Raw genomic sequence first — 23,367 nt, 5'->3', positions numbered from 1 at the left:
ACAAGACTCTTCACAGCTTCACCACACAGCCGACGGCCCATCACTGAGGGTCACATCCTGGCCTGACCCCGGCCGTCGCCCGGGCCCCGGCGACACCTCGTACCCCTCGGCCGTCTGCCGCACCAGAAGACCGGCGTGGGGGCGCGAGGGGTCCGCGGCGAAGTGCGCGCGCTCCGCCGCGACCCAGCCGTCCCAGAACTCGCGCTGCTCCGCCCCGTCCCGCCGCCGCCCGCGCGCCCAGGACTCCTCGCGGGGCAGCTCCATCCACAGCAGTTCGGCCAGGTACGGCCGCAGCGCGCGGCGACCGGCGCCGACGCCCTCCAGCAGGACCACCGGCGCGGGCGGCAACGGGCGCGGCGGACCGAAGGCGCGCGCACGCCAGTCGTAGGGGGTGTAGGCGGCGGGTTCGCCCTGGGAGAGCGGGCGGATCACCTGGGTCAGCAGCCGGTCGGTCCACCCGAAGAGCTGCTCGTGGCTGGCGATGTCGTCGAGGTGGAGCACCGGGGCACCGCCCAGCGCGGCGGCCAGCCGCCCGGCGAAGGTCGACTTGCCGGAGCCGGCGTGCCCGTCGACGCCGACCAGCCGGACCGGTCCGAGGGACGGGGGGAGCCCGCGCAGCCGGGCGGCGAGGAGCTGAATGACGATTCCCGAGGTGTGGTGCGGTGTGGGGGGTTTTCCGGAAAGAGTGTAGTAGCGGCGCATGGCGACGGGTCCCGCGAGACCGCCGGAGCCAAAGAAGGTTACGGTTTGAACCATCGCTCGGGAGTCCTCACGGTCTTCGATAAACATTCTCGAATCCCCTGACCGATATGTCGAATTCGGCGTTCCGGGGGTCCCCCGCGCTGAGTAAGGTGCCTCCTGCGCAACCGCGAGAAGCGGTCAACGCGGACAGGGCAAGGGGACAAGGCAGGGGACATGGCCGCGGAGTTATTCGAAGGGCAGTATGTATGGCACCCGGCGGCCGACGACCGAGTCCTCGCCGGGGTTTGCGTCGATGTCCGCGCCGGGCGTTATCGGCATGCGTACGAGGCGCTCGCCGAGACCCGTTCCGACTTCGCCCTGCGTGCCCACCGCTCGCTGGTCCTCGCCTCCGAGGCGGCCGGCACCGACCTGGTGGAACGCTGGCTGGACGAGGAACCCTCGCCCGAGGCGGCCCTGATGTGGGCCCGCGTCGCCGTCCAGCGCGCCCTGCGCGCGGCCGACGCCCACGACGACCGCGCCGAGGCGCTGGAGCGCATAGCGCTCACCGCCTGCGACCGTGCCGCCGCCCTGGACCCGAACGACCCCACGCCCTGGGTGGCCAAGCTGGCCATGGCCCGGCTGCACCGGTTGCGCGACCCCGCCCCGCAGGGCCTGCTCACCGCGCCGCCCGGCCCCTGGCGGCTGTTCGCGCACGTCCTCTCCCTGGACCCCTGGCACCGCGAGGCCCACCACCGCTTCCTCTCCTTCTTCTTCACCCGCCACGGCGGCTCGGTCAACGCCGCCTGGGACGTGGCCGCCTTCCTCAGTCAGCGGGCACCCGCCGACTCCGCGCTGCGGCTGCTGCCCCTCGTCGCCCTGGTGGAGAGCTACAACCCGACCCAGCTGCTCGCCGACCGCGTCTGGGAGCAGCCCCAGTGGCGCGCCACCGCGCTCGCGATCTACCACAACTGGCTGCCCGCGGCGACCGGTTACCGCTTCACCCCGGTGCTCGACCTGGCCTACCTCGCACACGCGCTGGTCATGGGCCAGCGCGAGTTCGAGGCCCGGGCGGTCTTCACGGCGATGGGCCCGTACGCCTCGCGCATGCCCTGGAGTGCCTTCGGCGACCCCGCCGAGCAGCTCTCCCGGGCGCGCCGCGCCTGCGGTCTGCCCGTCCCGGGTCCCGCCTGACCTTTGCTCGTCCCCGTCCCCCCTCGTCGAGCGCCCGTCCGCGGTGGTCGAGAGGCATCGAGAGAAAGGCCGATCTGTGTCGGAACGGATGTCGACCCCGCGGGCCGCGGCCCGCGCGGGAAAGGACGCGGTCGTACTCGACGACGACGCGACCCTGCACGCGATGGGCTATCCGCGGAAACTCACGCGCCGGTTCAAGGCGTTCGACAATTTCGCGATCTCCTTCACCATCATCAATATCCTTTCGGGTATCTTCTCGTCCTTCGGATTCGGTATGAACGCGGGCGGGCCCCGCATTCTCGTATTCGGCTGGATCGGTGTCTCGCTCATGGTGCTGCTCATCGGCGCGGCCATGGGCGAGGTCGCCTCGGCCTATCCGACGAGCGGCGCCCTCTATTTCTCCGCCGGTAAACTCGCCAAGCGGCACAAAGGTGCCTGGTCCTGGTACACGGGCTGGCTGAATTTCGTGGGGCAGATCGGTGGCACGGCCGCGACCGGTTATGCGGCGGCCACCTTCATCCAGGCCTTCGTGCAGTTGCAGTGGCCCTCCTACCAGCCGACCGTCCACCAGACGGTGCTGATCACGGCCGTGATCATCGTGGTGCAGGGGCTCGCCAACACCTTCACGGTCCAGCTCGTCGCCGTCCTCAACCGCATTTCCGTGTGGTGGCTGCTGATCGGACTCGTCGTGATCGTGGGCGCACTCATAGTGATACCGGATCACCATCAGTCGGCGTCCTTCGTGACGCATTTCGAGAACAACACCGGCTTCACGAGCGGGCTTTACGGCGGCATGCTGGGCCTGCTGGTCACCAGCTGGACCTTCACCGGGTTCGACGGCAGCTTCCACATGTCCGAGGAAACGGTGCAAGCCACGGTCAACGCGCCCAAGGGGATCACCCGCGCCATCGGCTATTCGGCGATCACCGGCCTGGTCCTGATGCTGGCATTGGTCTACAGCATTAAGGACTACGCCAAGGAGGCCGCGACGGACGCGCCGCCCGTCCAGATCCTCATCGACGGCCTCGGCCTCGGCACCGCCAAGGCCATGCTGCTCATCGTCATCGGCGCCATGCTCTTCTGCGGCCTGGCCAACCTCACCAGCAACACCCGGCAGATCTTCGCCTTCTCCCGGGACGGCGCCATGCCCGGCTCCCGCTGGTGGCACTCGGTCTCGACGCGCACCCGCACGCCCGTCAAGGCCGTCTGGCTCGCGGTGGGCTGCTCGCTGGCCCTCGTGGTGCCCGGCTGGTGGTCGCACACCGCCTTCACCGCGATCGTCAGCGTCAACGTGGTCGGCCTCTTCCTCGCCTACGCCGTGCCGATCTTCCTGCGGCTGCGCCTGGGCGACGCCTTCCAGCCCGGCCCGTGGCACCTGGGTCGCTGGGGCAAGCCGATCGGCTGGCTGGCCGTGGTCTGGATCGCGCTCAGCAGCGTCCTGTTCATGCTGCCCCAGGCCTCGCCGATCACCGCCTCCTCCTTCAACTACGCGCCGATCGCGCTCGCGGTCGTCCTGCTCGTGGCCACCGTCTGGTGGTTCGCGACCGCCCGCCGCCGCTTCCAGGGGCCCATCAGCTACGGCCGCCCCGACGAGATCGCGGCCATGGACCTCATCTGAACCACCGCCACGAGGCCCCGGCCCCCGCACCGCCACGGTGCCCGGGGCCGGGGCCTCGGTGCTCCCATCACCGGTCCAGACCAATAATCATGGCGCGGCATCCGCCCAAGTGCTGGCAGGGGCCCTGCGGCTGTTCCATAGTTGGCGCACGACGTGCACATGATCCAGTCAGCACTCCGGACACCTGGGGGTAGTCGCGCCCATGAGCAGAGCCCAACAGCCGTCCCGCAGAACCGTTCTCGCCGCCGCGGTCGCCGCGGCGGTGGCCGGTGGCACCGCGCCCGCCGCGGCGGCCGGCCGGCCCGACCCGGCCGCCGACGCCGACGACCCCGGCCGGACGGGGGTCCGCCCGATCGACTACCACGCCTGGACCACGTACAGCGAGTGGCGCGGCGGCACCTCCCAGGGCACCCGGGCGGTCTCCGGACGCCGCCCCGGCGTGGTGCTCGCCGCCCCCGCGGGCAGCACCGACTACACCGACCCGCACACCGGCACCACCGCCACGTGGGAGTACGCCACCTGGACCTCGCCCCGCCACCGCCTCGCGGTGCCGGCCACCGAGGTCGTCTCCTCCTGGAACGCGCACACCCCCGAGGGCACCTGGATCCAGGTCGAGCTGTGCGGCACCTACTCGGACGGCTCCGACACCCCCTGGTACGTGATGGGCCGTTGGGCGGCCGGCGACCAGGACATCAAGCGGACCTCGGTGGACGGGCAGAGCGACGGCAAGAGCAGCATCTGGACCGACACGTTCGCCATCGACGACGCCTCGACCGGTCTGCGCCTGGACTCCTACCGGCTGCGCCTGACGCTGTACCGCAGGCCGGGCACCCGGCTCACCCCGACCGTCTGGCGGCTCGGCGCGATGGGCTCCGACATCCCCGACCGCTTCACGGTCCCGGCCTCCACGCCCGGCCTCGCCCAGGAACTGGTCGTACCGCGCTACTCGCAGGAGATCCACAAGGGGCAGTACCCGCAGTACGACAACGGCGGCGAGGCCTGGTGCAGCCCCACCTCGTCACAGATGATCGTCGAGTACTGGGGCGGCCGGCTCGCCCCCGAGCAGCTGTCCTGGGTCGACCCGTCCTACGCCGACCCGCAGGTGGACGCGGCCGCCCGCTACACGTACGACTACCAGTACCAGGGCTGCGGCAACTGGCCGTTCAACGCCGCCTACGCGGCCACCTTCGCGGACCTCCAGGGCGTGATCACCCGGCTCGCCTCGCTCACCGACCTGGAGACGCTGGTCGCGGCCGGCATCCCGGCCATAACGTCCCAGTCGTTCCTGAAGACCGAGCTGACCGGGGCGGGTTACGGCACCTCCGGCCACCTGATGACCGTGATCGGCTTCACCGCGGACGGCGACGTGATCGCCAACGACCCGGCCTCGCCGAGCGACGACGCCGTACGACGGGTCTACAAGCGGCGGGAATTCGAGAACATCTGGCTGAGGACCAAGCGGTACAACGCCTCCGGCGCCGTGGCGTCCGGCACCGGAGGCGTCTGCTACCTCTACTTCCCGGCCCATCCGAGCGCCCACCAGCGCAAGGCCCTGGCCGCGGTGGGTGTGCGCTGACCGTGTGACCAAGCTCATCGCCGCGAACGCCGTCGCGGGTGGCAAGGTGGACAAAAGGGTGGGGGGACCGCTCTGTACGTCCGACCTCTGTGAGTACCAGCATGACCGCACACTCGGCCACCGCCACCCGCGCCCGCACCGGCGGCCCCCAGGACCACGGCCCGAAGATCGTCGAGCATCTGACGGGCTGGGTCCTCGCCATGGTGATCGCGATGCTCGTGACCCAGCTGCACCTGCTCTGAACCCGGTACCGGTGCTCTGAACCCGGGTACTAGCTGATCGACTTGATCAGCTCGCCGTTCGCCGTGTCACCGCTGAGTTCCCAGAAGAAGGTTCCGCCCAGGCCCTGCTGGTTCTTGTAGGCCATCTTCGTGGCGATGGTCGCCGGGGTGTCGTAACTCCACCAGTCGCTGCCGCACTTGGCGTAGGCGGTGCCGCCCACGGTGCCGTTCGCCGGGCACTTGGTCTTGAGCACCTTGTAGTCCTCGATGCCCTGCTCGTACGTCCCCGCCGCCGGTCCGGTCGCCGTGCCGCCGGGCGCCGCCTGGGTGACGCCGGTCCAGCCGCGGCCGTAGAAGCCGATGCCCAGCAGCAGCTTCGAGGCCGGGACGCCGAGGCCCTTCAGCTTGGCGATGGTGGCCGAGGTGTCGAAGTCCGCCTTCGGGATGCCGCTGTAGGAGTTCAGCGGGGAGTGCGGAGCGGTCGGGCCCTTGGCGTCCCAGGCGCCGAAGTAGTCGTAGGTCATCGGGTTGTACCAGTCGACGTACTGCGCCGCGCCCGCGTAGTCGGCGGCGTCGATCTTGCCGCCGCTGGTGGCGTCCGCGCTGATGGCCGCGGTGACCAGCTTGCCGCCGAACTTGGCGCGCAGCGCCGCCATGACGTCCCGGAACGCCTCCCGTCCGCTGCTGTCACAGGTGTTGCCGCAGGCGTTCGGGTACTCCCAGTCGATGTCGATGCCGTCGAACAGGCCCGCCCACTTGGAGTTCTCCACCAGGTCGTAACAGGACTGGGCGAAGGCGGCCGGGTTCTTCGCGGCCTCCCCGAAGCCGCCGGACCAGGTCCAGCCGCCGAAGGACCACAGGATCTTCAGGTTCGGGTGCTTCTTCTTCAGCTTCAGCAGCTGGTTGAAGTTGCCGCGCAGCGGCTGGTCCCAGGTGTCGGCGGTGCCGTCCACGGACTCGCCCGCGGTGTAGGCCCGGTCGGTGGCCGCGTAGGAGTCGCCCATGGCGCACTTGCCGCCGGTGACGTTGCCGAAGGCGTAGTTGATGTGGGTGAGCTTGGCCGCCGAGCCGGACGTCTCGACGTTCTTGACGAAGTACTTGCGGTCGTAGGTGCCCCACTCGGTGAAGTAGCCGACGACCTTGGAGCCGGCCGTGGCCCGGGGGCTGGTGGGGGAGACCGCGGTGGCGGTGCCGGCGCCGGCCAGCAGCCCGGCGGTGAGGGCGGCGGCAGCGGCGGCCGAGAGGAACGTCCGGGGACGGAAACCGTGGGGGATGTGCATCGGGTGCCTCCTCGTGGGGGTGAGGGAACGCGCGCCGATTGGCATGAACGCGGTAAAGCGTTGGTCAGGAACAGTAGGAGGACTAGACCAGTGCGGTCAATGGTGCGAACCAATTCCGGGCCCCGGATTCCTTGACCTACCGGCCCTCGCGGGCCCCGGGACACCGGCCCGGAACGGCCCCGGCTGGAATCTTCGAGTGAGCGGTCGTTAACTGGTGACGGGAGTCCGCCGATCGGGCATACTCAGCGCACACGCCGCTGGTCAGCAGCTCCCGAGACCCGGGAGCCGTCACCCGTGGCCGCACCGGAACGACCAGGCGGAGCCGCCCCCACCCGCGGGCCGTGCCGCCGGTTCCCGACCAGGGAGGAGACCGACGCCATGTCCGACCGCGAACTACCGCAGCCGGTGGAGCGTCAGCTGCCGACGGACGAGGCGAGGGACCTGCTCGCACTCGTCCGCGAGATAGCCCGGCGCGAGATCGCGCCGAAGGCCGCCGAGGAGGAGGACGCCGGCCGCTTCCCGCGCGAGGTCTTCACCCTGCTCTCGGAATCGGGCCTGCTCGGCCTGCCGTACGACGCCGAGTACGGCGGAGGCGACCAGCCCTACGAGGTCTACCTCCAGGTCCTGGAGGAACTGGCCGCCGCCCGCCTCACCGTGGGCCTCGGCCTCAGCGTGCACACCCTCGCCTCCTACGCCCTGGCCACCTACGGCACCAAGCAGCAGCAGGTCGAGCACCTGCCCGCGATGCTCGGCGGCGGACTCCTCGGCGCGTACTGCCTGTCCGAACCCTCCTCGGGCTCCGACGCCGCCTCGCTGCGCACCAAGGCGGTCCGCGAGGGCGACGACTGGGTGATCGACGGCACCAAGGCCTGGATCACCCACGGCGGCGTCGCCGACTTCTACACCGTGATGGCCCGCACCGGCGAGGACGGCCCGCGCGGCATCACCGCCTTCCTGGTGCCCGGTGACGCGCCCGGTCTGAGCGCCGCCGCCCCCGAGAAGAAGATGGGCATGAAGGGCTCGCCCACCGCACAGGTCCACTTCGACGGCGTCCGCGTCGGCGACGAACGGCGCATCGGCGAGGAGGGCCAGGGCTTCACCATCGCCCTGGCCGCGCTCGACTCCGGGCGGCTCGGCATCGCCGCCTGCGCCGTCGGCGTCGCCCAGGCCGCGCTGGACGAGGCGGTCGCCTACGCCACCGAGCGCCGGCAGTTCGGCCGGCCCATCGCCGACTTCCAGGGCCTGCGCTTCATGATCGCCGACATGGCCACCCAGATCGAGGCCGGGCGCGCCCTGTACCTCGCGGCGGCCCGGCTGCGCGACGCCGGCAAGCCGTTCGCCAAGCAGGCCGCCATGGCCAAGCTGCACTGCACCGACACCGCCATGAAGGTCACTACGGACGCCGTGCAGATCCTCGGCGGGTACGGCTACACGGCCGACTTCCCGGCCGAGCGGCTGATGCGCGAGGCGAAGGTGCTCCAGATCGTCGAGGGCACCAACCAGATCCAGCGGATGGTCATCGCCCGCCATGTGGCGGGACCCGAGGCCCGCTGAACCGGCTCTCGCGCCCCGCCGGGCCGCCGGTCCGTACCGTTGCGGGCCCCGGCGGTCCGGTGGGGTGCGGCCCCGGCCGGTCCCGGCGCGCGGCGGCGCGCCATGGGCGTGGAGCGGTGCGGCGGAGGGCGCCCGGCGGCACCGCCGGGCGCGGGAGGAAGAGGTGGCGCGGACGCCCGGTGACCGGGTGGGGTGTCACAGCGGTGGTACGTGCCGACGGGCACACGGGTCACCGCCCGACTCGGGCGTCGGTCCGGGAAGGTCGGGGTGCGCGGGGCTCAGGCGGCCCGGCGGCGCATCTCCGGGACCCGCATTGGACGCGAGCCCGGGCCCCCGACGTGCGAGAAGGGCTGCGTCCGCCAGTCCAGCCCCTGGGGGAGCGTCAGCAGCAGGGCGGTGTCCTGCTCCTGCGGCGTGACGGACTCGTCCGCGGGGCGGGCGTCGGCGGCCGAACGGCCCGTGCCCGCACACACCGTGAGCCCGAACGGGTTCCACGGCGAGGCGCACAGCGCGTGCTCCGGCAGGACCTCCTCGTCCGCCAGCAGCGCGATCGGCTGCGCGCAGTCCGGGCAGATCACCCGGAACATCTCCAAGGTGTCGTAGGCGTCCAGCTCCTCGTCGAAGGCGTCGGGTTCGACGCCCTCCGGCTCGGGCTCGACCACCGGCTGCTGCCGCTTGGACGCGGATCGACCAGGGCGCTTGACACTCTGCATGGGATTCTCCCCCTAAGGCTGGGCCGTGAAAGGCGCGGCGGCCTCGACCACAGCAAGCACTTCCCGTCCGGTCTCGGCGGTAATCACGAGAACATCACGGAGCCTGTTCGAACCATGTGTCCTTCGTCACATGCCGCCCGCGAATGCCCACGGGGGCCCGTCGGCTGTCCGTGGAGATCGGCCGCCCTGTAGGTTTTGGCGCCATGGAGGAGCTGGACCGTCAGATCGTGCAGCTGCTCGTCAAGGACGGGCGGATGAGCTACACAGACCTGGGCAAGGCCACGGGCCTGTCCACGTCGGCCGTGCACCAGCGGGTGCGCCGGCTCGAACAGCGTGGCGTCATCCGCGGCTACGCCGCGGTGGTCGACCCGGAAGCGGTCGGGCTGTCGCTCACCGCGTTCATCTCGGTGAAACCGTTCGACCCCAGCGCCCCCGACGACATCGCGGACCGCCTGGCCGGCGTCCCCGAGATCGAGGCCTGCCACAGCGTCGCCGGCGACGAGAACTACATCCTGAAGGTCCGGGTGGCGACCCCGCACGAACTGGAGGAACTGCTGGCCCGCGTGCGGAGCCTGGCGGGGGTGTCGACGCGTACGACGGTGGTCCTCTCGACACCGTACGAGGCACGCCCGCCGCAGCTCTGAGCACGGCGTCCGGCCACCCGCCGGCACCGCCGCGCCGGACGCGCCCCGAACGGGCCCCAGGTGCGACGGCGCCCGGCGCAGGAGGGAAACTGTCGCTTATGAGTGACCGTACCCTCCTCCTCCGCCGCGGCGAGGTGCACAGTCCCGCCGACCCCTTCGCGACCGCCATGGTCGTGGAGGCGGGCCACGTCGCCTGGGTCGGCTCCGAGGGCGCCGCGGACGCCTTCGCCGACGGCGTGGACGAGGTCATCGACCTCGACGGCGCCCTGGTCACCCCGGCCTTCACCGACGCCCATGTGCACACCACCGCCACCGGCCTCGCGCTGACCGGCCTGGACCTGAGCGCCGCCCCCTCGCTGGACGCCGCGCTCGCCCTGGTCCGCGAGTTCGCCGCCGCCCGCCCCGCCGACCGTGTGCTGCTCGGCCACGGCTGGGACGCCGCCCGCTGGCCCGGCGGCCGCCCGCCGACCCGCGCGGAGCTGGACGAGGCCACCGGCGGCCGCCCCCTGTACCTCTCCCGCATCGACGTGCACTCGGCCGTCGTCACCACCGCCCTGCTCGACCTGGTCGGCGGCGAGCTGCCCCGGGAGGACGCCCCGCTCACCCGGGACGCCCACCACGCCGTACGCAAGGCCGCCTTCGCCGCCATCACCCCCGCCCAGCGGGCGGAGGCCCAGCGCACCGCCCTGGCGCACGCCGCCTCCCTCGGCATCGGCTCGGTGCACGAGTGCGGCGGCCCGCACATCTCCTCCGAGGACGACTTCACCGGCCTGCTGGGGCTCGCCCGCGAGCTGCCCGGGCCCCGGGTCATCGGCTACTGGGCCGAGCAGGACGTGGACAAGGCCCGCGAGCTGGGTGCGATCGGCGCCGCGGGCGACCTCTTCGCCGACGGCGCCCTGGGCTCGCACACCGCCTGCCTGCACGAGCCGTACGCCGACGCCGGGCACAGCGGCACCGCCTACCTGGACGCCGACGCCATCGCCGCCCATGTGGTCGCCTGCACCGAGGCGGGCCTCCAGGCGGGCTTCCACGCCATCGGCGACGCCGCCGTCTCGTCCGTGGTCGAGGGCGTGCGCGCCGCCGCCGAGAAGGTCGGCCTGGCCCGCGTCAGGGCCGCCCGGCACCGCGTCGAGCACGCCGAGATGCTCACCCCCGAGACCGTGGCCGGCTTCGCCGAGCTGGGCCTGATCGCCTCCGTGCAGCCCGCCTTCGACGCGCTCTGGGGCGGCGAGGACGGCATGTACGCCCGCCGGCTCGGCGCGGAGCGGGCCCGCACCCTGAACCCGTACGCCGCCCTGCTGCGCTCCGGCGTCCCGCTGGCGTTCGGCTCCGACAGCCCCGTCACCCCGCTCGACCCGTGGGGCACGGTCCGGGCCGCCGCCTTCCACCACACCCCCGAGCACCGGGTCTCCGTGCGCGCCGCCTTCACCGCGCACACCCGCGGCGGCTGGCGGGCGATCGGCCGCGACGACGCGGGCACGTTGGTCCCGGGCGCGCCCGCCGACTTCGCCGTCTGGCGCACCGGGGAACTGGTCGTACAGGCCCCCGACGACCGGGTGGCCCGCTGGTCGACCGACCCGCGCTCCGGCACCCCCGGCCTGCCCGACCTCACCCCCGGCGGTGAACTGCCGCGCTGCCTGCGCACCGTGGTGGGCGGCCGGACGGTCTTCGTACGGCCGGGCGAGTGATCTCCGGGAGCGGCGCGGCGGCCCCCGGCCGCCGCCGCTTCCGGGCGCGACCTGCGCATCCTCCGCACCGCTCCCGGACGCCTCGGCGTCAGCGCAGCTCAGCGGGCTGTTGACAGTCGGCAGCGAGGGGCCGGTAGGTTCGTCCGAGTCCACCACCGGACGCCCGACCGGGGAGCGTTCGCGCAACTCCTCGCCGCGCCGCTGGGTCAGGGACGGCGCCCCGCACCGGGGCACCGCCACTGGCAGCCAGGCTCAGCGCCCGCGCCGGCAGGAAGCGTTCCAACCGGTCGGCCAGGTGTGACCCGGGTGGGGCCCGGGCTCAGTAGACAACGGCTCTCGGTCGATCCGCAGCCAGCGGGTCCCAGGTCGGCCCGAAGGGCGCCGGGCCCCCACCCGCAGCACGACAGAGGGAACCCGTCCGCGTCAGGAACCATCCGAACAATCGGAACAGGAAAAGAACGTGGCCAGAACCCGGCGCGAAGATGCCGAAAAGCGCGTTCTTACCCCACTCTTGTGCAATCGACACCACCATAAGTACGAGCTGACACGTCTTCCCAGGCGGCGGCCACTATGGTGGACGCCTGCGTACGACCAGAAGGGGCAGCAGTGAACGACGGCGACGGGACCCTCGAGGCCAAGGCCCAGGGGAGGCAGTTCGGTCCGCTCGGCACGGCCTTGGTGATCATCCCGACCTACAACGAGGCGGAGAACATCAAGAAGATCGTCGGCCGGGTGCGGAAGGCCGTTCCCGAGGCGCACGTGCTGATCGCGGACGACAACAGCCCGGACGGCACCGGAAAGCTCGCCGACGAGCTGGCCGCCGAGGACGAGAACGTCCAGGTGATGCACCGCAAGGGCAAGGAGGGCCTGGGCGCCGCCTACCTCGCGGGCTTCCGCTGGGGCCTGGAGCACGGCTACGGCGTCCTGGTCGAGATGGACGCCGACGGCTCCCACCAGCCCGAGGAGCTGCCCCGGCTGCTCACCGCCCTGAAGAGCGCCGACCTGGTGCTCGGCTCCCGCTGGGTGCCCGGCGGCCGGGTGGTCAACTGGCCCAAGTCCCGCGAGTTCATCTCCCGCGGCGGCAGCCTCTACTCGCGCCTCGCCCTCGATCTGCCGCTGCGCGACATCACCGGCGGCTACCGCGCCTTCCGCGCCGAGACCCTCAAGGGCCTGGGCCTGGAGGAGGTCGCCTCGCAGGGCTACTGCTTCCAGGTCGACCTCGCCCGGCGCGCGGTCAAGGCCGGCTACCACGTGATCGAGGTGCCGATCACCTTCGTGGAGCGCGAGCTGGGCGACTCCAAGATGAGCAAGGACATCCTGGTCGAGGCGCTGTGGCGGGTCACCGCCTGGGGTGCCGGGGACCGGGTCGCCAAGCTCAAGGGCAAGGACAAGTAGCCTCCCGCCCCGCTCCCGCCGATCAGCCCCTTATCCGGCGCTGAGCCGCGTCCAGGCACACTGGGAGTATGACGACAGGCGCTCCGACCTCCCCGTACACCGCCCGGCCCCGGCGCTCCCGGCTGCGCAGGTATCTGCCCCTGGCGATCGCCGCGTGGCTGGTGCTGGAGATCTGGCTGCTGACCCTGGTCGCGGACGCGGCGGGCGGTCTGGCCGTGTTCCTGCTGCTGGTCGCGGGTGTCGTGGGCGGCTCCGTGGTGATCAAACGGGCGGGCCGCCGCGCCTTCCGGAACCTCAACGAGGCGCTGCAGCGCGGTGGCTCGCCCCAGCGCGGCGGTGGCAACGGGCTGACCATGCTCGCCGGCCTGCTGCTGATCATCCCGGGTCTGGTCTCCGACGTGGCCGGTCTGCTCCTGCTGCTCCCGCCGGTCCAGAAGGCCGTGAGCCGCTTCACGGAGAACACCCTGGAGAAGCGGCTGCGCGCCGCCGCCCCGGGCAGCCTGGGCGACGTCTTCCAGCAGGCCCGCATGCACCGGCCCGACGGCAAGGTGGTGCCGGGCGAGGTCATCCGCCAGGACGAGAACCGCGGGCCGGACGAGCAGCGCCCCCCGCTGACCCGGTAGGCGCTTGTCCTGCCCCCTGGAGGCCGGGCCCCGCTCCGGCGAGCCGACAGTGACACGGGAGAGCCGCGATGAAGGACGAGGAGCTGGCCCATCTGCGCCGTTGCGTGGAGCTGGCCGCTCAGGCGCTCGAAGCCGGTGACGAGCCGTTCGGCTCCGTGCTGGTCGGGGCGGACGGCACCGCCCTGTTCGAGGACCGCAACCGGGTCGGCGGCGGCGATCACACACGCCACCCCGAGTTCACCATCGCCCGGTGGGCCACCGAGCACCTGTCGCCCAGTCAGCGCGCGGCGGCCACCGTGTACACCTCGGGCGAGCACTGCCCGATGTGCTCGGCCGCCCACGGCTGGGTCGGCCTGGGCCGGATCGTCTTCGTCTGCTCCACGCGACAGCTGCAGGAATGGCTCACGGAACTGGGCGTTCCGCCCGCGCCGGTGCGCCTCCTGCCGATCCGTGACGTCCTCCCCGACGCGCAGGTCGAAGGACCGGTGCCCGAGCTGGTCGACGAGGTGCGCGCACTGCACCGGCGCTTCCGCGCGGGCACGCACGACCGGCGGTGACGTCCGCCCGCGCCGGTTCGCCCCGCGAATGCCCGGAGCGCCCCGGCCCGGGGCCCGGACACAGCAGACAGCGGGCGCCGTACGAGAACGTACGGCGCCCGCTGTCGCGTAGTGCGCTTACGGCTTGCCCGCTATGCCGACTTGCGGCTGTCCCGGGGGTGCACGGCGATGTTCATCGCCCCCGAACGCAGCACGGCCAGACGCTCCTCGAGGACCTCTTCGAGCTCCTCACGGGTGCGCCGCTCCATCAGCATGTCCCAATGGGTGCGCGCGGGCTTGGCCTTCTTCTCCTCCGGGCCGTCGCCGTCCACCAGAAGTGCCTGGGCCCCGCAGACCTTGCACTCCCACTCCGGCGGGATCTCCGCCTCGACCGAGAAGGGCATCTCGAAGCGGTGCCCCTTCTCACATGCGTACTCCACGGCCTGGCGCGGGGCCAGGTCGATGCCGCGGTCCGTCTCGTAGCTGGTCACCACGAGGCGCGTACCGCGAAGAGCTCGCTCACTCATGAATCGTGCCTCCCGGGCTTGTCGCCCACAGGACAGGTGTCGCTGTCGTCGTCATCCGTTCAACGTCCGGTCGGCGGTAAAGATTCCCGTTCCGGGTCATGCGTCGCCGTCGTAGCCGCCCCTTGTTCTACCCACAGGCGCCCGGTTTGTCACATCTGCTAGCAGATGTCACCCAGCGTTTCGGCATCTTTGACGCGCAGTAACGGTACGCCTGGCAGGCCAAACGCGTACACTACCGCCCTTTCGTGCCGAGCGCTAAATCAGCGCTAGATCCTCTCCGGCACCGGGTTGCCGGCCGCGGCGATCGCCCGCCGTACCGGGACCCGGGCCAGCAGCACGAAACCGATGACGAAGAACGCCACCAGGGAGATGATCGCCGAGCGGTAGCTGCCGGTGAGCTGGTAGGTCACACCGAACAGCAGCGGACCCAGCCAGCTCATTCCCCGGTCGCTCAGCTCGTACGCCGAGAAGTACTCGGCCTCCTTGCCCGGTGGCACCAGATGGGAGAACAGCGACCGGGACAGCGCCTGGCTGCCGCCCAGCACCAGACCGATCCCGGCGGCCAGCACGAAGAAGAAGACCGGTGCCCTCGCGGGCAGGAAGTAACCGGCGGCCAGTGTGACGGTCCACGCCACCAGCGAGCCGAGGATCGTGCGCTGGGCGCCGTACGTCCGTGCCAGCCGGCCCATCGTCAGCGCCCCCGCCACCGCCAGCACCTGGACCAGCAGCACCGCCACGATCAGCGTGGACTGCCCGAGCCCCAGCTCCTGGGAGCCGTAGACCGACGCCTGGGAGATCACCGTCTGGATGCCGTCGTTGTAGACCAGGTACGCCAGCAGGAAGGACAGCGTCAGCGGGTGCCGGCGCATGTCCCGCACCGTCGAGGCGAGCTGCCGCAGCCCCGTCGAGGGCGCGCCCGCCGCCCCCGCGCGCCGGTCGCGCAGCCTGCGCAGCGGGACCAGGGTGAAGGCGCCCCACCACAGGCCCGCCGAGGCCAGGCAGATGCGCACCGCCTGGGTCTGGGTCAGGCCGAAGGAGTCGTGCGCCGAGTACAGCACCAGGTTGGCGACGAGGACCGTGGAGCCCGCGCCGTAGCCGAAGGCCCAGCCCCGGGAGGAGACCGCGTCGCGCTCCTCGGGCGCGGCGATCTGCGGCAGATAGGAGTTGTAGAGCATCGCGCCGACGGCCGCCGCCGCGTTGGCCACGACCAGCAGCACCCCGCCCAGCAGGTACCGGTCGCCGTCCAGGAAGAACATCCCCGTGGTGGCCGCCGCCCCGGTGTACGCCGCCGCCGCGAGCAGCGGCTTCTTGCGGCCCGTGCGGTCCGCCGCGCCGCCCACCAGCGGCATCGCCACCACGGCCAGGATCACCGACAGGGACACCGAGTAGGCGAAGAACGACCCCGCCCGCACCGGTATGCCCAGCGGGTGCACATAGCCGTCGGCGTCCGCGGCGTGCTCGGCGACCGACGTCAGATAGGGGCCGATGAAAACGGTCAGGACGCTCGTCGAATAGACCGAGCACGCCCAGTCGTAGAAGTACCACCCTCGTTGCTGGCGCCGGAGGTCGGCGGTCTCGTCCGCCACCTCCGCGCGCACGGTGTCCGTGCCCACCCGTGCCCTCGCTTCCGCGCTCCCCTGCGAAGGCTCGGCCGGCCGCGTCCGGTCGGTCAGACCCAGACGCCGCGCTCTTCCATGACCTTGCGCAACGTGTCGATGTGATCGGTCATGATGCCATCCACACCCAGGTCCAGCAGCCGGTGCATGGATTCCGGATCGTTGATCGTCCAGACGTGGACCTGCAGGCCGAGCGCATGGGCGGTGCGCAGGAAGCGGTGGTCGACCACCGGGACGCCCGACTGGGCCACGGGCACCTGCGCGGCCACGGCGGAGCGGCGCACCGCGGCCGGCAGCCCCCAGGAGCGCAGCCGCAGGTTCAGCACCCCGCGGGTGCCGAAGGAGGTCGCCAGACGCGGCCCGGCCAGCCGCTGGGCGCGCATCACCCGCGCCTCCGAGAAGGAGCCCACGCAGACCCGGTCCCAGGCGTTCGTCCGCTCGATCAGCTCCAGCAGCGGCCGCAGCGCGGGCTCCGCCTTGACGTCGACGTTCCAGCGGGCCTCGGGGAAGGCGTCCAGCAACTCCTCGAAGAGCGGCACAGGTTCACGGCCGCCCACGCGCGCCTGCCGCACCCGCGCCCACGGCAGGTCGGCGATCCGGCCCGCGCCGTCGGTGACCCGGTCCAGGGTCGTGTCGTGGAAGGCGACGAGCCGGCCGTCCGCCGTGGCGTGCACATCGGTCTCGAGGTACCGGTAGCCCGACTCCACCGCGCGGCGGAACTGTGCCTCGGTGTTCTCCGCCCCGTCGGCGGCCCCGCCGCGGTGGGCGAAGGCGAGGGGGCCGGGGTGGTCGAGGTAGGGGTGGCGTATCGCGGTGGTCACGGACGCAGTATCGCTCGTTCGGGTGTACTCGCGGCAACGACCGTGCTGCCGCCCGCCGCCACCGGCAGGGCGAACAGCCGCAGGAACAGCTGGGCCAGCGGGCCGATGGAGACGGCGTACAGCACGGTGCCCACGCCGATGGTGCCGCCGAGCACGAACCCGGTGGCCACCACCGTCACTTCGACGGCCGTGCGCATCAGCCGGATCGAGCGTCCGGTGCGCTGGTGCAGCCCCGTCATCAGTCCGTCGCGCGGTCCCGCGCCGAAGCGGGCCGCGATGTAGAGGCCGGTCGCCGCGCCGTTGAGCACGATGCCGGCGAGCAGGAACAGGCCGCGCACCACGAGGGAGCGGGGGTCCGGCAGCAGCGCGAGGGTGCCGTCCAGGGCGAGGCCGACGGCGAAGACGTTGGAGACCGTGCCGAGGCCGGGGCGCTGGCGCAGCGGGATCCACAGCAGCAGCACGGCCGCCCCCACGGCGATCGAGATCTCGCCGATGCTCAGCCCGGTCAGCTTGGCGAGCCCCTGGTGCAGCACGTTCCAGGGTTCCAGGCCGAGGCCGGAGGCGACGAGCAGCGCGGAACTCGCGCCGTAGAGCGCGAGCCCCGCGTAGAGCTGGAGCAAGCGACGGCCTATATGCCCGTGAGCGGACACGACGTACCCCCCTGGATGGTGGCGGTGGACTGATGCATGTCACTCTGTGGCTTGAGGGGAAACGCCATCCATGGCCAATTCGGGGAAGGTGGACTGATCTTTATGGCGCAGTGGACCTCGGCGGTGGGTGCCGCGCAGCTCGCCCGGCTGCTCAACTCCCAGCAGGAGCGGCCGGCCGGCCCCGGCACGCGCCGCCCGCCCGCCTACCGGGCACTGGCCGACGGCATCCGGCTGCTGGTGCTCGAAGGCCGGGTCCCGGTCGCCGCCCGGCTGCCCGCCGAGCGTGAACTGGCCCTCGCCCTCTCCGTCAGCCGCACCACGGTCGCCGCCGCCTACGAGGCGCTGCGCGGCGAGGGCTTCCTGGAGTCCCGGCGCGGCGCGGGCAGCTGGACCGCCGTACCGGCGGGCAACCCGGTGCCCGCGCGCGGCCTGGAGCCGCTGCCCCCGGAGGCCCTGGGCTCGATGATCGACCTGGGCTGCGCCTCCCTGCCCGCGCCCGAACCCTGGCTCACCCGCGCGGTGCAGGGCGCCCTGGAGGAACTGCCGCCGTACGCGCACACGCACGGCGACTATCCGGCCGGGCTGCCCGCCCTGCGCGCGATGATCGCCGAGCGCTACACCGCGCGCGGCATCCCCACGATGCCGGAGCAGATCATGGTGACGACCGGCGCGATGGGCGCCATCGACGCGATCTGCCATCTCTTCGGGGGCCGCGGCGAGCGCATCGCCGTGGAGTCGCCCTCCTACGCCAACATCCTCCAGCTGATGCGGGAGGCGGGCGCCCGGCTGGTGCCGGTGGCGATGGGGGAGGGGCTGTCCGGCTGGGACATGGACCGCTGGCGGCAGGTGCTGCGGGAGGCCGCGCCGCGGCTCGCCTATGTGGTCGCCGACTTCCACAACCCCACCGGGGCGCTGGCCGACGAGGACCAGCGGCGCCGGCTGGTGGACGCGGCGCGCGCGGCGGGCACGGTGCTGGTCGCCGACGAGACGATGAGCGAGCTGTGGCTGGAGGAGGAACTGGGGGACGGGCGGATGCCGCGCCGGGTGTGCGCGTTCGACCCGGCCGGCTCCACGGTGATCACGGTCGGTTCGGCCAGCAAGGCGTTCTGGGCGGGGATGCGCATCGGGTGGGTGCGGGCGGCGCCGGACATCGTCCGCAGCCTGGTCGCCGCGCGGGCGTACGCCGACCTCGGGACCCCGGTGCTGGAGCAGCTGGCCGTCAACTGGCTCTTCAGCACCGGAGGTTGGGAGCAGGCGGTCGCCCTGCGGCGGGCGCAGGCCCGGGAGAACCGGGACGCGCTGGTGGCCGCGCTCCGGCGTGAGCTGCCGGACTGGGAGTTCTCCGTCCCGCGGGGCGGCCTGACCCTCTGGGTCCGCGCCGGCGGCCTCTCCGGCTCCCGCATCGCCGAGGCGGGCGAACGCACCGGGGTCCGGGTGCCCTCCGGCCCCCGCTTCGGCGTCGACGGCGCGTTCGAGGGCTATGTGCGGCTGCCGTTCACCGTCGGGGGAGCGGTGGCGCAGGAGGCGGCGGTACGGCTCGCCGCGGCGGCCCGTGTGGTGCAGACGGGGGGCGGCGGGGGCGCGGAGGCGCCGCGGACGTTCGTGGCGTAGCGCTGCCGGGCCGGGCGGTTCCCCGGGCGTGCGGGGGACCGGCCGGCCCGCGGCTCACTCCGCCGCCACCGGCTGCTCCGCCGTCGCCGGTTTCGTCAGGTCGATCGGCTCGCAGGCCCGTACGGCTTCCCGGCGGGGCGGGAGGAGGTCCAGTACGGCTCCCCGGTCCGCGTCGCTCGTCGCGTCGTCGTACGGGTCCGGCGTCCGCGGGACCTGGAGCCGGTGGACGGGGCCCTGCCCCAGCCGGGCGTATCCGCGCCCCGGCGGCACCTGGGCCGGTGGCGTCGTCGGGGGCGCGGCGCCGAGGACCGACTCCACCTGCCGCGCCGCCGCCGGTCCGAGGACGACCCGGGCCCGCGTGTGCTGCCGTACCGCGTCGCTCAGCGCGTCGGCGCCGTCGAAGTGCTCGGCGACCACGACGGTCACGTTCGCCGCGCGCCCGTGCCGCAGCGGCACCCGGAGCAGGGCCTGCGGGTCCTCGCGGCCGTCCACCTCCGCGAGGTGCGCGAAGACGCTCGGCCGGTCCAGCAGCACCCACAGCGGACGCCGGGTGTCGGCCGGCGGCGGGTCGCCCGCCTGCCGGGCCAGGTTGATCGCGACGAGCCGCCGCTCGGTCTCCTGCGCGGCCCACTCCAGGCTCGCCAGCGCCCCGGGCAGCGCGCACTCCACGGCCAGCACCCCGTCCCGGCCGGTCAGGCACGCGTACTCGCCGGTGCCGCCGCCGTCCACGATCAGGACGTCGCCGCAGCGCAGGGCCTGGAGGGCCAGGGAGCGCAGCAGGGTGGAGGTGCCGCTGCCGGGCTGGCCGACCGCCAGCAGATGCGGCTCGGTGGAGCGGGTGCCGGTGCGCCAGACGACCGGCGGCACGTCGAGCTGTTCCTCCCCGTAGGAGAGGGGCAGGGTGCGCTGCACCTCGCTCGGGTCGGTGAAGCCGAGCACCGTCTCGCCCGGCGCGGTCACGAAGCGCTGGGCCACGATGTCGGGCGGCAGCGGGGCGAGCGCGGTGACGGTCAGCTGGTTGCCCTCCTCGTCCCACCCGAAGCGGTACTCGCGCCCGCGCCCCGCCTTCGCGGTGAGCACCCGCTCGATCCGCGCGCGGGCCTCGGGCTCGCCGTCCGGGAAGCAGGCGGGGTAGCGCAGCACCAGGTGCGCGACGCGTCCGGCGTCGTCGAACTCGTGCGTGGGGACGGCCTTGTGCCACTCGCCGCCGTGCGCGTACAGCGGTGCGGGGTCCTCGGGGACGGAGAAGTAGGGGACCAGGGCCTCGTAGAGCGCCCGGAGCCGTTCGGTCTGGGACTCGTCGGGCCCCTCGGGGACGCGCGGGGTGCGGTCGCGGCCCTGCCAGCCCGCCGCCGCCATCACCGTGATGACGGCCAGCAGCGGCCCGTAGGGGGCCAGCACCACGACCAGGACCAGGCAGGCCACCAGGAACAGCAGGGGTCCGCGCCGGTCCTTCGGGGTGTCGGCCCATCTGCGCCGGCCGGCCGAGGCCAGCCGGCGCAGTCCGCGCGAGAGGGTGATCAGCGGATGGAGGACGTCGGTGGCGCTGTCGGCCGCCGTCCGGGCCAGCTCCCGGCTCCGGGCGAGCTGCGTCCGGGCGAGTTGCGCGCCGTCTTTGCTCAGAATGCGGGGGAGAGGGCGCCGGGCCACTGCTGTCTCCTGGTGGTGGGGGAGGGGGCTTCGGGTGCGGGGGTCAGAACTTGATGCCGCCCAGGAGGCCGGCCAGGCTCTCCCCGCCGGCCTTGATGCTGGGCGCGATGGCGGTGCTCGACAGGTAGAAGCCGAAGAGGGCGGAGACACACGCGTGCGAGCCCTTGAGGCCGTCCTTGCGGAAGAAGAGGAACACGATGGTGCCGAGCAGGACGACGCCTGACATGGAGAGGATCATTGGGGGCCTCCTGGTGTCGAGGGGGACAGTCACCATCAGTACTTCCAGGATCACAGCATGTATCTATACGATAAAGGGCGCAACCGGGTGAATATCGTGACTATTCGCCCGACCGGTCGAACCGGGAAGAGGCCGGTTGAGCAGGGCGCTTGCGTCCGGGCTCACCGGTAGTGATCTTTACTTCGGTCACAACGGGTCGTGCGAGGCACGAGCCAGTACCCTTGCGGTTCACCTGAACGGTTGTAATGAGAGGCGGTCCGGCGATGAGTGAAGCCCCCGACCCCGAGGTCGTGGAGCTGGCGACCAAGATCTTCGATCTGGCCCGGCAGGGGCGGACCGAGGCGCTCGTGGCGTACGTCGACGCGGGTGTTCCGGCCAACCTCACCAACGACCGCGGTGACTCCCTGGTCATGCTCGCCGCCTACCACGGCCACGCCGACGCGGTCCGCGCGCTGCTGGCCCGTGGCGCGGAGGCGAACCGGGTCAACGACCGGGGCCAGACCCCGCTCGCGGGCGCGGTCTTCAAGGGTGAGACGGAGGTCGTCAAGGCGCTGCTGGAAGGCGGAGCCGACCCTTCCGCGGGCACCCCCTCGGCGGTCGACACCGCCCGCATGTTCCACCGGGCGGACGTCCTCGAACTCTTCGGCGTCAACTGACGCCGGGCTTCTGACCAGCTACGACACGGAAAACGGGGGAGGCGGTACAGGGCCGCCGGAAATACGGTCGCGGCAGCACACACCGCGGGTCATCATGACGTCGTGATTCACGGACGCGATGGCTGGGCAGGTGTTGCCGCACCGCGCGGACCGTGATGCGGTCCGCATGGGCCACCGACGAGAGGCAGAGAGAAATGGTCTACAGCAAGCAAGAGACGGCGGGCGCTCCGACGTTGTGTCACGCGGCCAGGTAATGCATGCTCCCCGGTTGCGTCGACGCTTGATGTGAGGCTGTTTCCCATGTTCGATCCGGTCATAGCGCCCAGCGGCACGCTGCTCGGCCTGCTCCAGCGGGGCCGCGGCGACGGCACGCTGCACGCGCTCACCGCCCCCCGGGCGGAGGCGCTCACGGCCCTGAACCACTGTGTCCTGCGCGATCCCCGCCACGACTGGCAGGTGGAGAACCGCTCCCTCTACTACGCCCGGCTCTTCCTCGACCTCAACGGCGAACTGGACGCCGTCGAGGCACACCTCTTCGACCCCGAGGACCACCTGGACACCGAGGAGTCCCGCACCGGCCTCGCGCTGGCCGTGCTCGGACACCTCGCCTCCTACGGCCGCCGGGACGCGCTCGACCTGCTGCGCCGCTACGCAGCCCAGGGCGCCAACTGGGCCTGGGCACTGGACGAGCTGGCGCTGCGCGACGACGACGCGGGCCTGCGCGCCCTCGCCGCCCCCGTGCTCGCCCGCTTCCCCGCCGGCCCCGAGGGCGAGGCCGAGCTGGCCACCGCCGTGCGCGACGCCTTCGAGCCCCGGCCCTGGCGGCTGTGGGCGGAGGACTCGCGCGACTGGATCGGCGCGCGGGTGCGGGCCGCCCACGAGGCCGGCTGCTTCGACCGCTGGCAGCGGCAGATGCGGCCGACCGGGCCCCGCCCCGGCTGGAGCGTGCGCGCCGTCTTCGAGTGGGCCCAGCAGGGCCTGGAGCGCGGCGCCGCCCTCCATGTGCCCGCCGCCCGCTGTCTGACCGCGGTGGCCGGCCCCGAGGACCGGCCGGAGATCGTCGAGGCGGCCCGTACCGGCACCGACGGCGCCCGCTGCACCGCCCTGCGCTATCTCGCCGACGGCAACGATCCCGAGGTGCTCGGCCTGATCGAGGGCGCGGTCGCCGACGGGACCGCGGTCGTCGTGGAAGCCGCCGTCGACGCCTTCGAACGGATGCGCGGCGTCGCCGCCGTGGACCGGGCACGCGGCTGGGTCCAGCGGCCCGACGCGCTCGGCGCCGCCGCCGGACGCGTGCTCGCCTGCCGGGGCGGCGTCCAGGACGGCCCGCTCGTCCTCGACGCCCTGCGCGAGGCCGTGCGGGGCGAGGGCCCCGACGCGCCCACCCTGTGGACCCTGGTCGACGGCGCCGGACGCCTCGGCATCGCCTGCGCGGCACCGGTGCTGCGCCACGTCTACCGCGAGACCGCCTCCTCCCATCTGCGGGGCCGGGCCGCCCGCGCGCTCGCCGCCACCGACCCCTCCTTCGCCACCGGCTTCGCCGTCGAATGCCTCTGGGACTGCGAGGAGACCACCCGCGAGCTCGCCGCCCGGCACGCCGAGACCGGCGACAACCGGGTCGTGGAGCGCCTGCGCCGCCTCGCCGCCGACCCGGCCGAGGAGGACGAGGTGCAGACGGCGGTGCGCAGCCGCTTCGGGCCCGACCTCGCCGCGGGCTGAGGGGCACCCGCCGGGGCGGGGCGCCGACGCGCCGGACGAGTCCCCCGTGACCGGCCGGCCGGTCACCGGAGCGCCCGCCGTGTGAACGCCGGACGACCCGCGGGCCAGGCGGTCATGGACGCCGTCTGGCCCGTGCGGGCGCGGAGCACAACGCTCACG

At 72.7% G+C, this 23,367-nt stretch carries 22 protein-coding genes; 13 read left to right on the top strand and 9 right to left on the bottom strand.

All coding sequences use genetic code 11. The features are described 5' to 3' along the window. Window positions 1-18 precede the first annotated feature (18 nt). Window positions 19-702: a uridine kinase family protein gene (locus BLW85_RS09045; protein ID WP_425275360.1), complete on the bottom strand. Its 684-nt coding sequence runs from the start codon at window positions 700-702 to the stop codon at window positions 19-21. A 213-nt stretch (window positions 703-915) separates the two neighbouring features. Here BLW85_RS09045 and BLW85_RS09040 point away from each other — a divergent pair, with 213 nt between their 5' ends. The 4 genes from BLW85_RS09040 to BLW85_RS38375 all read left to right on the top strand — a co-directional run bounded on the left by BLW85_RS09040 (window position 916) and on the right by BLW85_RS38375 (window position 5,308). Then, window positions 916-1,872, top strand: a complete 957-nt coding sequence (locus BLW85_RS09040) for a tetratricopeptide repeat protein (RefSeq protein WP_070030014.1) — start codon at window positions 916-918, stop codon at window positions 1,870-1,872. A gap of 88 nt (window positions 1,873-1,960) precedes the next feature. Beyond that, on the top strand, window positions 1,961-3,490 hold the full coding sequence (locus BLW85_RS09035; protein WP_239697622.1) for an amino acid permease: 1,530 nt from the start codon (window positions 1,961-1,963) through the stop codon (window positions 3,488-3,490). 202 nt (window positions 3,491-3,692) lie between these two features. Beyond that, window positions 3,693-5,066 carry a peptidase C39 family protein gene (locus tag BLW85_RS09030; RefSeq protein ID WP_070030012.1) on the top strand — a complete coding sequence of 458 codons (1,374 nt, stop codon included), beginning with the start codon at window positions 3,693-3,695 and terminating at the stop codon, window positions 5,064-5,066. Window positions 5,067-5,167: 101 nt separating this feature from the next. After that, window positions 5,168-5,308 (top strand): SCO1431 family membrane protein, encoded by a 141-nt coding sequence (locus BLW85_RS38375; protein ID WP_107409091.1) that lies wholly within the window; start codon window positions 5,168-5,170, stop codon window positions 5,306-5,308. Window positions 5,309-5,337: 29 nt separating this feature from the next. Here BLW85_RS38375 and BLW85_RS09025 read toward each other — a convergent pair whose 3' ends face one another. Then, window positions 5,338-6,567, bottom strand: coding sequence for a glycoside hydrolase family 18 protein (locus BLW85_RS09025; RefSeq protein WP_074991787.1), 1,230 nt, complete (start codon window positions 6,565-6,567; stop codon window positions 5,338-5,340). Window positions 6,568-6,945: 378 nt separating this feature from the next. Between BLW85_RS09025 and BLW85_RS09020 the strand changes: the two genes are divergently transcribed. After that, window positions 6,946-8,121 carry an acyl-CoA dehydrogenase family protein gene (locus BLW85_RS09020; RefSeq protein ID WP_074991786.1) on the top strand — a complete coding sequence of 392 codons (1,176 nt, stop codon included), beginning with the start codon at window positions 6,946-6,948 and terminating at the stop codon, window positions 8,119-8,121. Window positions 8,122-8,399: 278 nt separating this feature from the next. Here BLW85_RS09020 and BLW85_RS09015 read toward each other — a convergent pair whose 3' ends face one another. Further along, window positions 8,400-8,834, bottom strand: coding sequence for a uroporphyrinogen-III synthase (locus BLW85_RS09015; protein WP_070030009.1), 435 nt, complete (start codon window positions 8,832-8,834; stop codon window positions 8,400-8,402). Window positions 8,835-9,037: 203 nt separating this feature from the next. Between BLW85_RS09015 and BLW85_RS09010 the strand changes: the two genes are divergently transcribed. From BLW85_RS09010 to BLW85_RS08990, 5 genes are all read left to right on the top strand, one after another. Beyond that, window positions 9,038-9,478: an Lrp/AsnC family transcriptional regulator gene (locus BLW85_RS09010; protein WP_070030008.1), complete on the top strand. Its 441-nt coding sequence runs from the start codon at window positions 9,038-9,040 to the stop codon at window positions 9,476-9,478. Window positions 9,479-9,576: 98 nt separating this feature from the next. Then, on the top strand, window positions 9,577-11,166 hold the full coding sequence (locus BLW85_RS09005; RefSeq protein ID WP_070030007.1) for an amidohydrolase: 1,590 nt from the start codon (window positions 9,577-9,579) through the stop codon (window positions 11,164-11,166). Between the two features lie 606 nt (window positions 11,167-11,772). Beyond that, a complete protein-coding gene (locus BLW85_RS09000; protein ID WP_070030006.1) occupies window positions 11,773-12,561 on the top strand; it encodes a polyprenol monophosphomannose synthase in 789 nt (262 codons plus the stop codon). A 68-nt stretch (window positions 12,562-12,629) separates the two neighbouring features. Beyond that, window positions 12,630-13,184 (top strand): FxsA family membrane protein, encoded by a 555-nt coding sequence (fxsA, locus tag BLW85_RS08995; protein ID WP_070030005.1) that lies wholly within the window; start codon window positions 12,630-12,632, stop codon window positions 13,182-13,184. A 68-nt stretch (window positions 13,185-13,252) separates the two neighbouring features. Beyond that, a complete protein-coding gene (locus BLW85_RS08990) occupies window positions 13,253-13,741 on the top strand; it encodes a nucleoside deaminase (RefSeq protein WP_074991785.1) in 489 nt (162 codons plus the stop codon). A gap of 131 nt (window positions 13,742-13,872) precedes the next feature. Here the strand turns inward: BLW85_RS08990 and BLW85_RS08985 are convergent, their stop codons facing one another. The 4 genes from BLW85_RS08985 to yczE form a co-directional block, all read right to left on the bottom strand. Next, window positions 13,873-14,247 carry an RNA polymerase-binding protein RbpA gene (locus tag BLW85_RS08985; RefSeq protein ID WP_003977404.1) on the bottom strand — a complete coding sequence of 125 codons (375 nt, stop codon included), beginning with the start codon at window positions 14,245-14,247 and terminating at the stop codon, window positions 13,873-13,875. A 266-nt stretch (window positions 14,248-14,513) separates the two neighbouring features. Next, window positions 14,514-15,860: an MFS transporter gene (locus BLW85_RS08980; protein ID WP_070030003.1), complete on the bottom strand. Its 1,347-nt coding sequence runs from the start codon at window positions 15,858-15,860 to the stop codon at window positions 14,514-14,516. A gap of 56 nt (window positions 15,861-15,916) precedes the next feature. Continuing rightward, window positions 15,917-16,684 (bottom strand): glycerophosphodiester phosphodiesterase family protein, encoded by a 768-nt coding sequence (locus BLW85_RS08975; RefSeq protein WP_070030002.1) that lies wholly within the window; start codon window positions 16,682-16,684, stop codon window positions 15,917-15,919. After that, a complete protein-coding gene (gene yczE / locus BLW85_RS08970) occupies window positions 16,681-17,304 on the bottom strand; it encodes a membrane protein YczE (protein WP_239697621.1) in 624 nt (207 codons plus the stop codon). The genes BLW85_RS08975 and yczE overlap by 4 nt, the downstream gene beginning before the upstream one ends. A 132-nt stretch (window positions 17,305-17,436) precedes the next feature. Between yczE and BLW85_RS08965 the strand changes: the two genes are divergently transcribed. After that, on the top strand, window positions 17,437-18,945 hold the full coding sequence (locus BLW85_RS08965) for an SCO1417 family PLP biosynthesis transcription factor (RefSeq protein WP_070030000.1): 1,509 nt from the start codon (window positions 17,437-17,439) through the stop codon (window positions 18,943-18,945). Window positions 18,946-18,999: 54 nt separating this feature from the next. On the opposite strand, the gene BLW85_RS08960 is transcribed toward BLW85_RS08965, so the two are convergent. Together BLW85_RS08960 and BLW85_RS08955 are read right to left on the bottom strand one after the other, a co-directional pair. Then, a complete protein-coding gene (locus BLW85_RS08960; RefSeq protein ID WP_074991784.1) occupies window positions 19,000-20,595 on the bottom strand; it encodes an ABC transporter ATP-binding protein in 1,596 nt (531 codons plus the stop codon). A gap of 43 nt (window positions 20,596-20,638) precedes the next feature. Next, window positions 20,639-20,833, bottom strand: coding sequence for a hypothetical protein (locus BLW85_RS08955; protein ID WP_070029998.1), 195 nt, complete (start codon window positions 20,831-20,833; stop codon window positions 20,639-20,641). 263 nt (window positions 20,834-21,096) lie between these two features. Between BLW85_RS08955 and BLW85_RS08950 the strand changes: the two genes are divergently transcribed. Then, the gene (locus BLW85_RS08950) at window positions 21,097-21,489 is read left to right on the top strand and encodes an ankyrin repeat domain-containing protein (RefSeq protein ID WP_070029997.1); all 393 of its coding nucleotides are present in this window, start codon (window positions 21,097-21,099) and stop codon (window positions 21,487-21,489) included. Between the two features lie 300 nt (window positions 21,490-21,789). Beyond that, window positions 21,790-23,208 carry a hypothetical protein gene (locus BLW85_RS08945; RefSeq protein WP_070029996.1) on the top strand — a complete coding sequence of 473 codons (1,419 nt, stop codon included), beginning with the start codon at window positions 21,790-21,792 and terminating at the stop codon, window positions 23,206-23,208. Window positions 23,209-23,367: the final 159 nt, after the last annotated feature.

Source organism: Streptomyces misionensis (genome assembly GCF_900104815.1).
GTDB lineage: Bacteria > Actinomycetota > Actinomycetes > Streptomycetales > Streptomycetaceae > Streptomyces > Streptomyces misionensis.
Note: the sequence above shows the minus strand (reverse complement) of the source record. Positions and strands in the feature narration are given on the sequence as shown.

What these genes read in the sequence shown, in the direction of transcription:
- BLW85_RS09020 (WP_074991786.1), top strand. Translation starts at nt 6,946, where the DNA reads ATGTCCGACCGCGAACTACCGCAGCCGGTGGAGCGTCAGCTGCCGACG.
- BLW85_RS09010 (WP_070030008.1), top strand. Translation starts at nt 9,038, where the DNA reads ATGGAGGAGCTGGACCGTCAGATCGTGCAGCTGCTCGTCAAGGACGGG.
- BLW85_RS08945 (WP_070029996.1), top strand. Translation starts at nt 21,790, where the DNA reads ATGTTCGATCCGGTCATAGCGCCCAGCGGCACGCTGCTCGGCCTGCTC.
- BLW85_RS08965 (WP_070030000.1), top strand. Translation starts at nt 17,437, where the DNA reads ATGGCGCAGTGGACCTCGGCGGTGGGTGCCGCGCAGCTCGCCCGGCTG.
- BLW85_RS09030 (WP_070030012.1), top strand. Translation starts at nt 3,693, where the DNA reads ATGAGCAGAGCCCAACAGCCGTCCCGCAGAACCGTTCTCGCCGCCGCG.
- BLW85_RS09005 (WP_070030007.1), top strand. Translation starts at nt 9,577, where the DNA reads ATGAGTGACCGTACCCTCCTCCTCCGCCGCGGCGAGGTGCACAGTCCC.
- BLW85_RS09015 (WP_070030009.1), bottom strand. Translation starts at nt 8,834, where the DNA reads ATGCAGAGTGTCAAGCGCCCTGGTCGATCCGCGTCCAAGCGGCAGCAG.
- BLW85_RS38375 (WP_107409091.1), top strand. Translation starts at nt 5,168, where the DNA reads ATGACCGCACACTCGGCCACCGCCACCCGCGCCCGCACCGGCGGCCCC.
- BLW85_RS08950 (WP_070029997.1), top strand. Translation starts at nt 21,097, where the DNA reads ATGAGTGAAGCCCCCGACCCCGAGGTCGTGGAGCTGGCGACCAAGATC.
- BLW85_RS08990 (WP_074991785.1), top strand. Translation starts at nt 13,253, where the DNA reads ATGAAGGACGAGGAGCTGGCCCATCTGCGCCGTTGCGTGGAGCTGGCC.
- BLW85_RS08985 (WP_003977404.1), bottom strand. Translation starts at nt 14,247, where the DNA reads ATGAGTGAGCGAGCTCTTCGCGGTACGCGCCTCGTGGTGACCAGCTAC.
- BLW85_RS08955 (WP_070029998.1), bottom strand. Translation starts at nt 20,833, where the DNA reads ATGATCCTCTCCATGTCAGGCGTCGTCCTGCTCGGCACCATCGTGTTC.
- fxsA (WP_070030005.1), top strand. Translation starts at nt 12,630, where the DNA reads ATGACGACAGGCGCTCCGACCTCCCCGTACACCGCCCGGCCCCGGCGC.
- BLW85_RS09025 (WP_074991787.1), bottom strand. Translation starts at nt 6,567, where the DNA reads ATGCACATCCCCCACGGTTTCCGTCCCCGGACGTTCCTCTCGGCCGCC.
- BLW85_RS09045 (WP_425275360.1), bottom strand. Translation starts at nt 702, where the DNA reads ATGCGCCGCTACTACACTCTTTCCGGAAAACCCCCCACACCGCACCAC.
- BLW85_RS09040 (WP_070030014.1), top strand. Translation starts at nt 916, where the DNA reads ATGGCCGCGGAGTTATTCGAAGGGCAGTATGTATGGCACCCGGCGGCC.
- BLW85_RS09035 (WP_239697622.1), top strand. Translation starts at nt 1,961, where the DNA reads ATGTCGACCCCGCGGGCCGCGGCCCGCGCGGGAAAGGACGCGGTCGTA.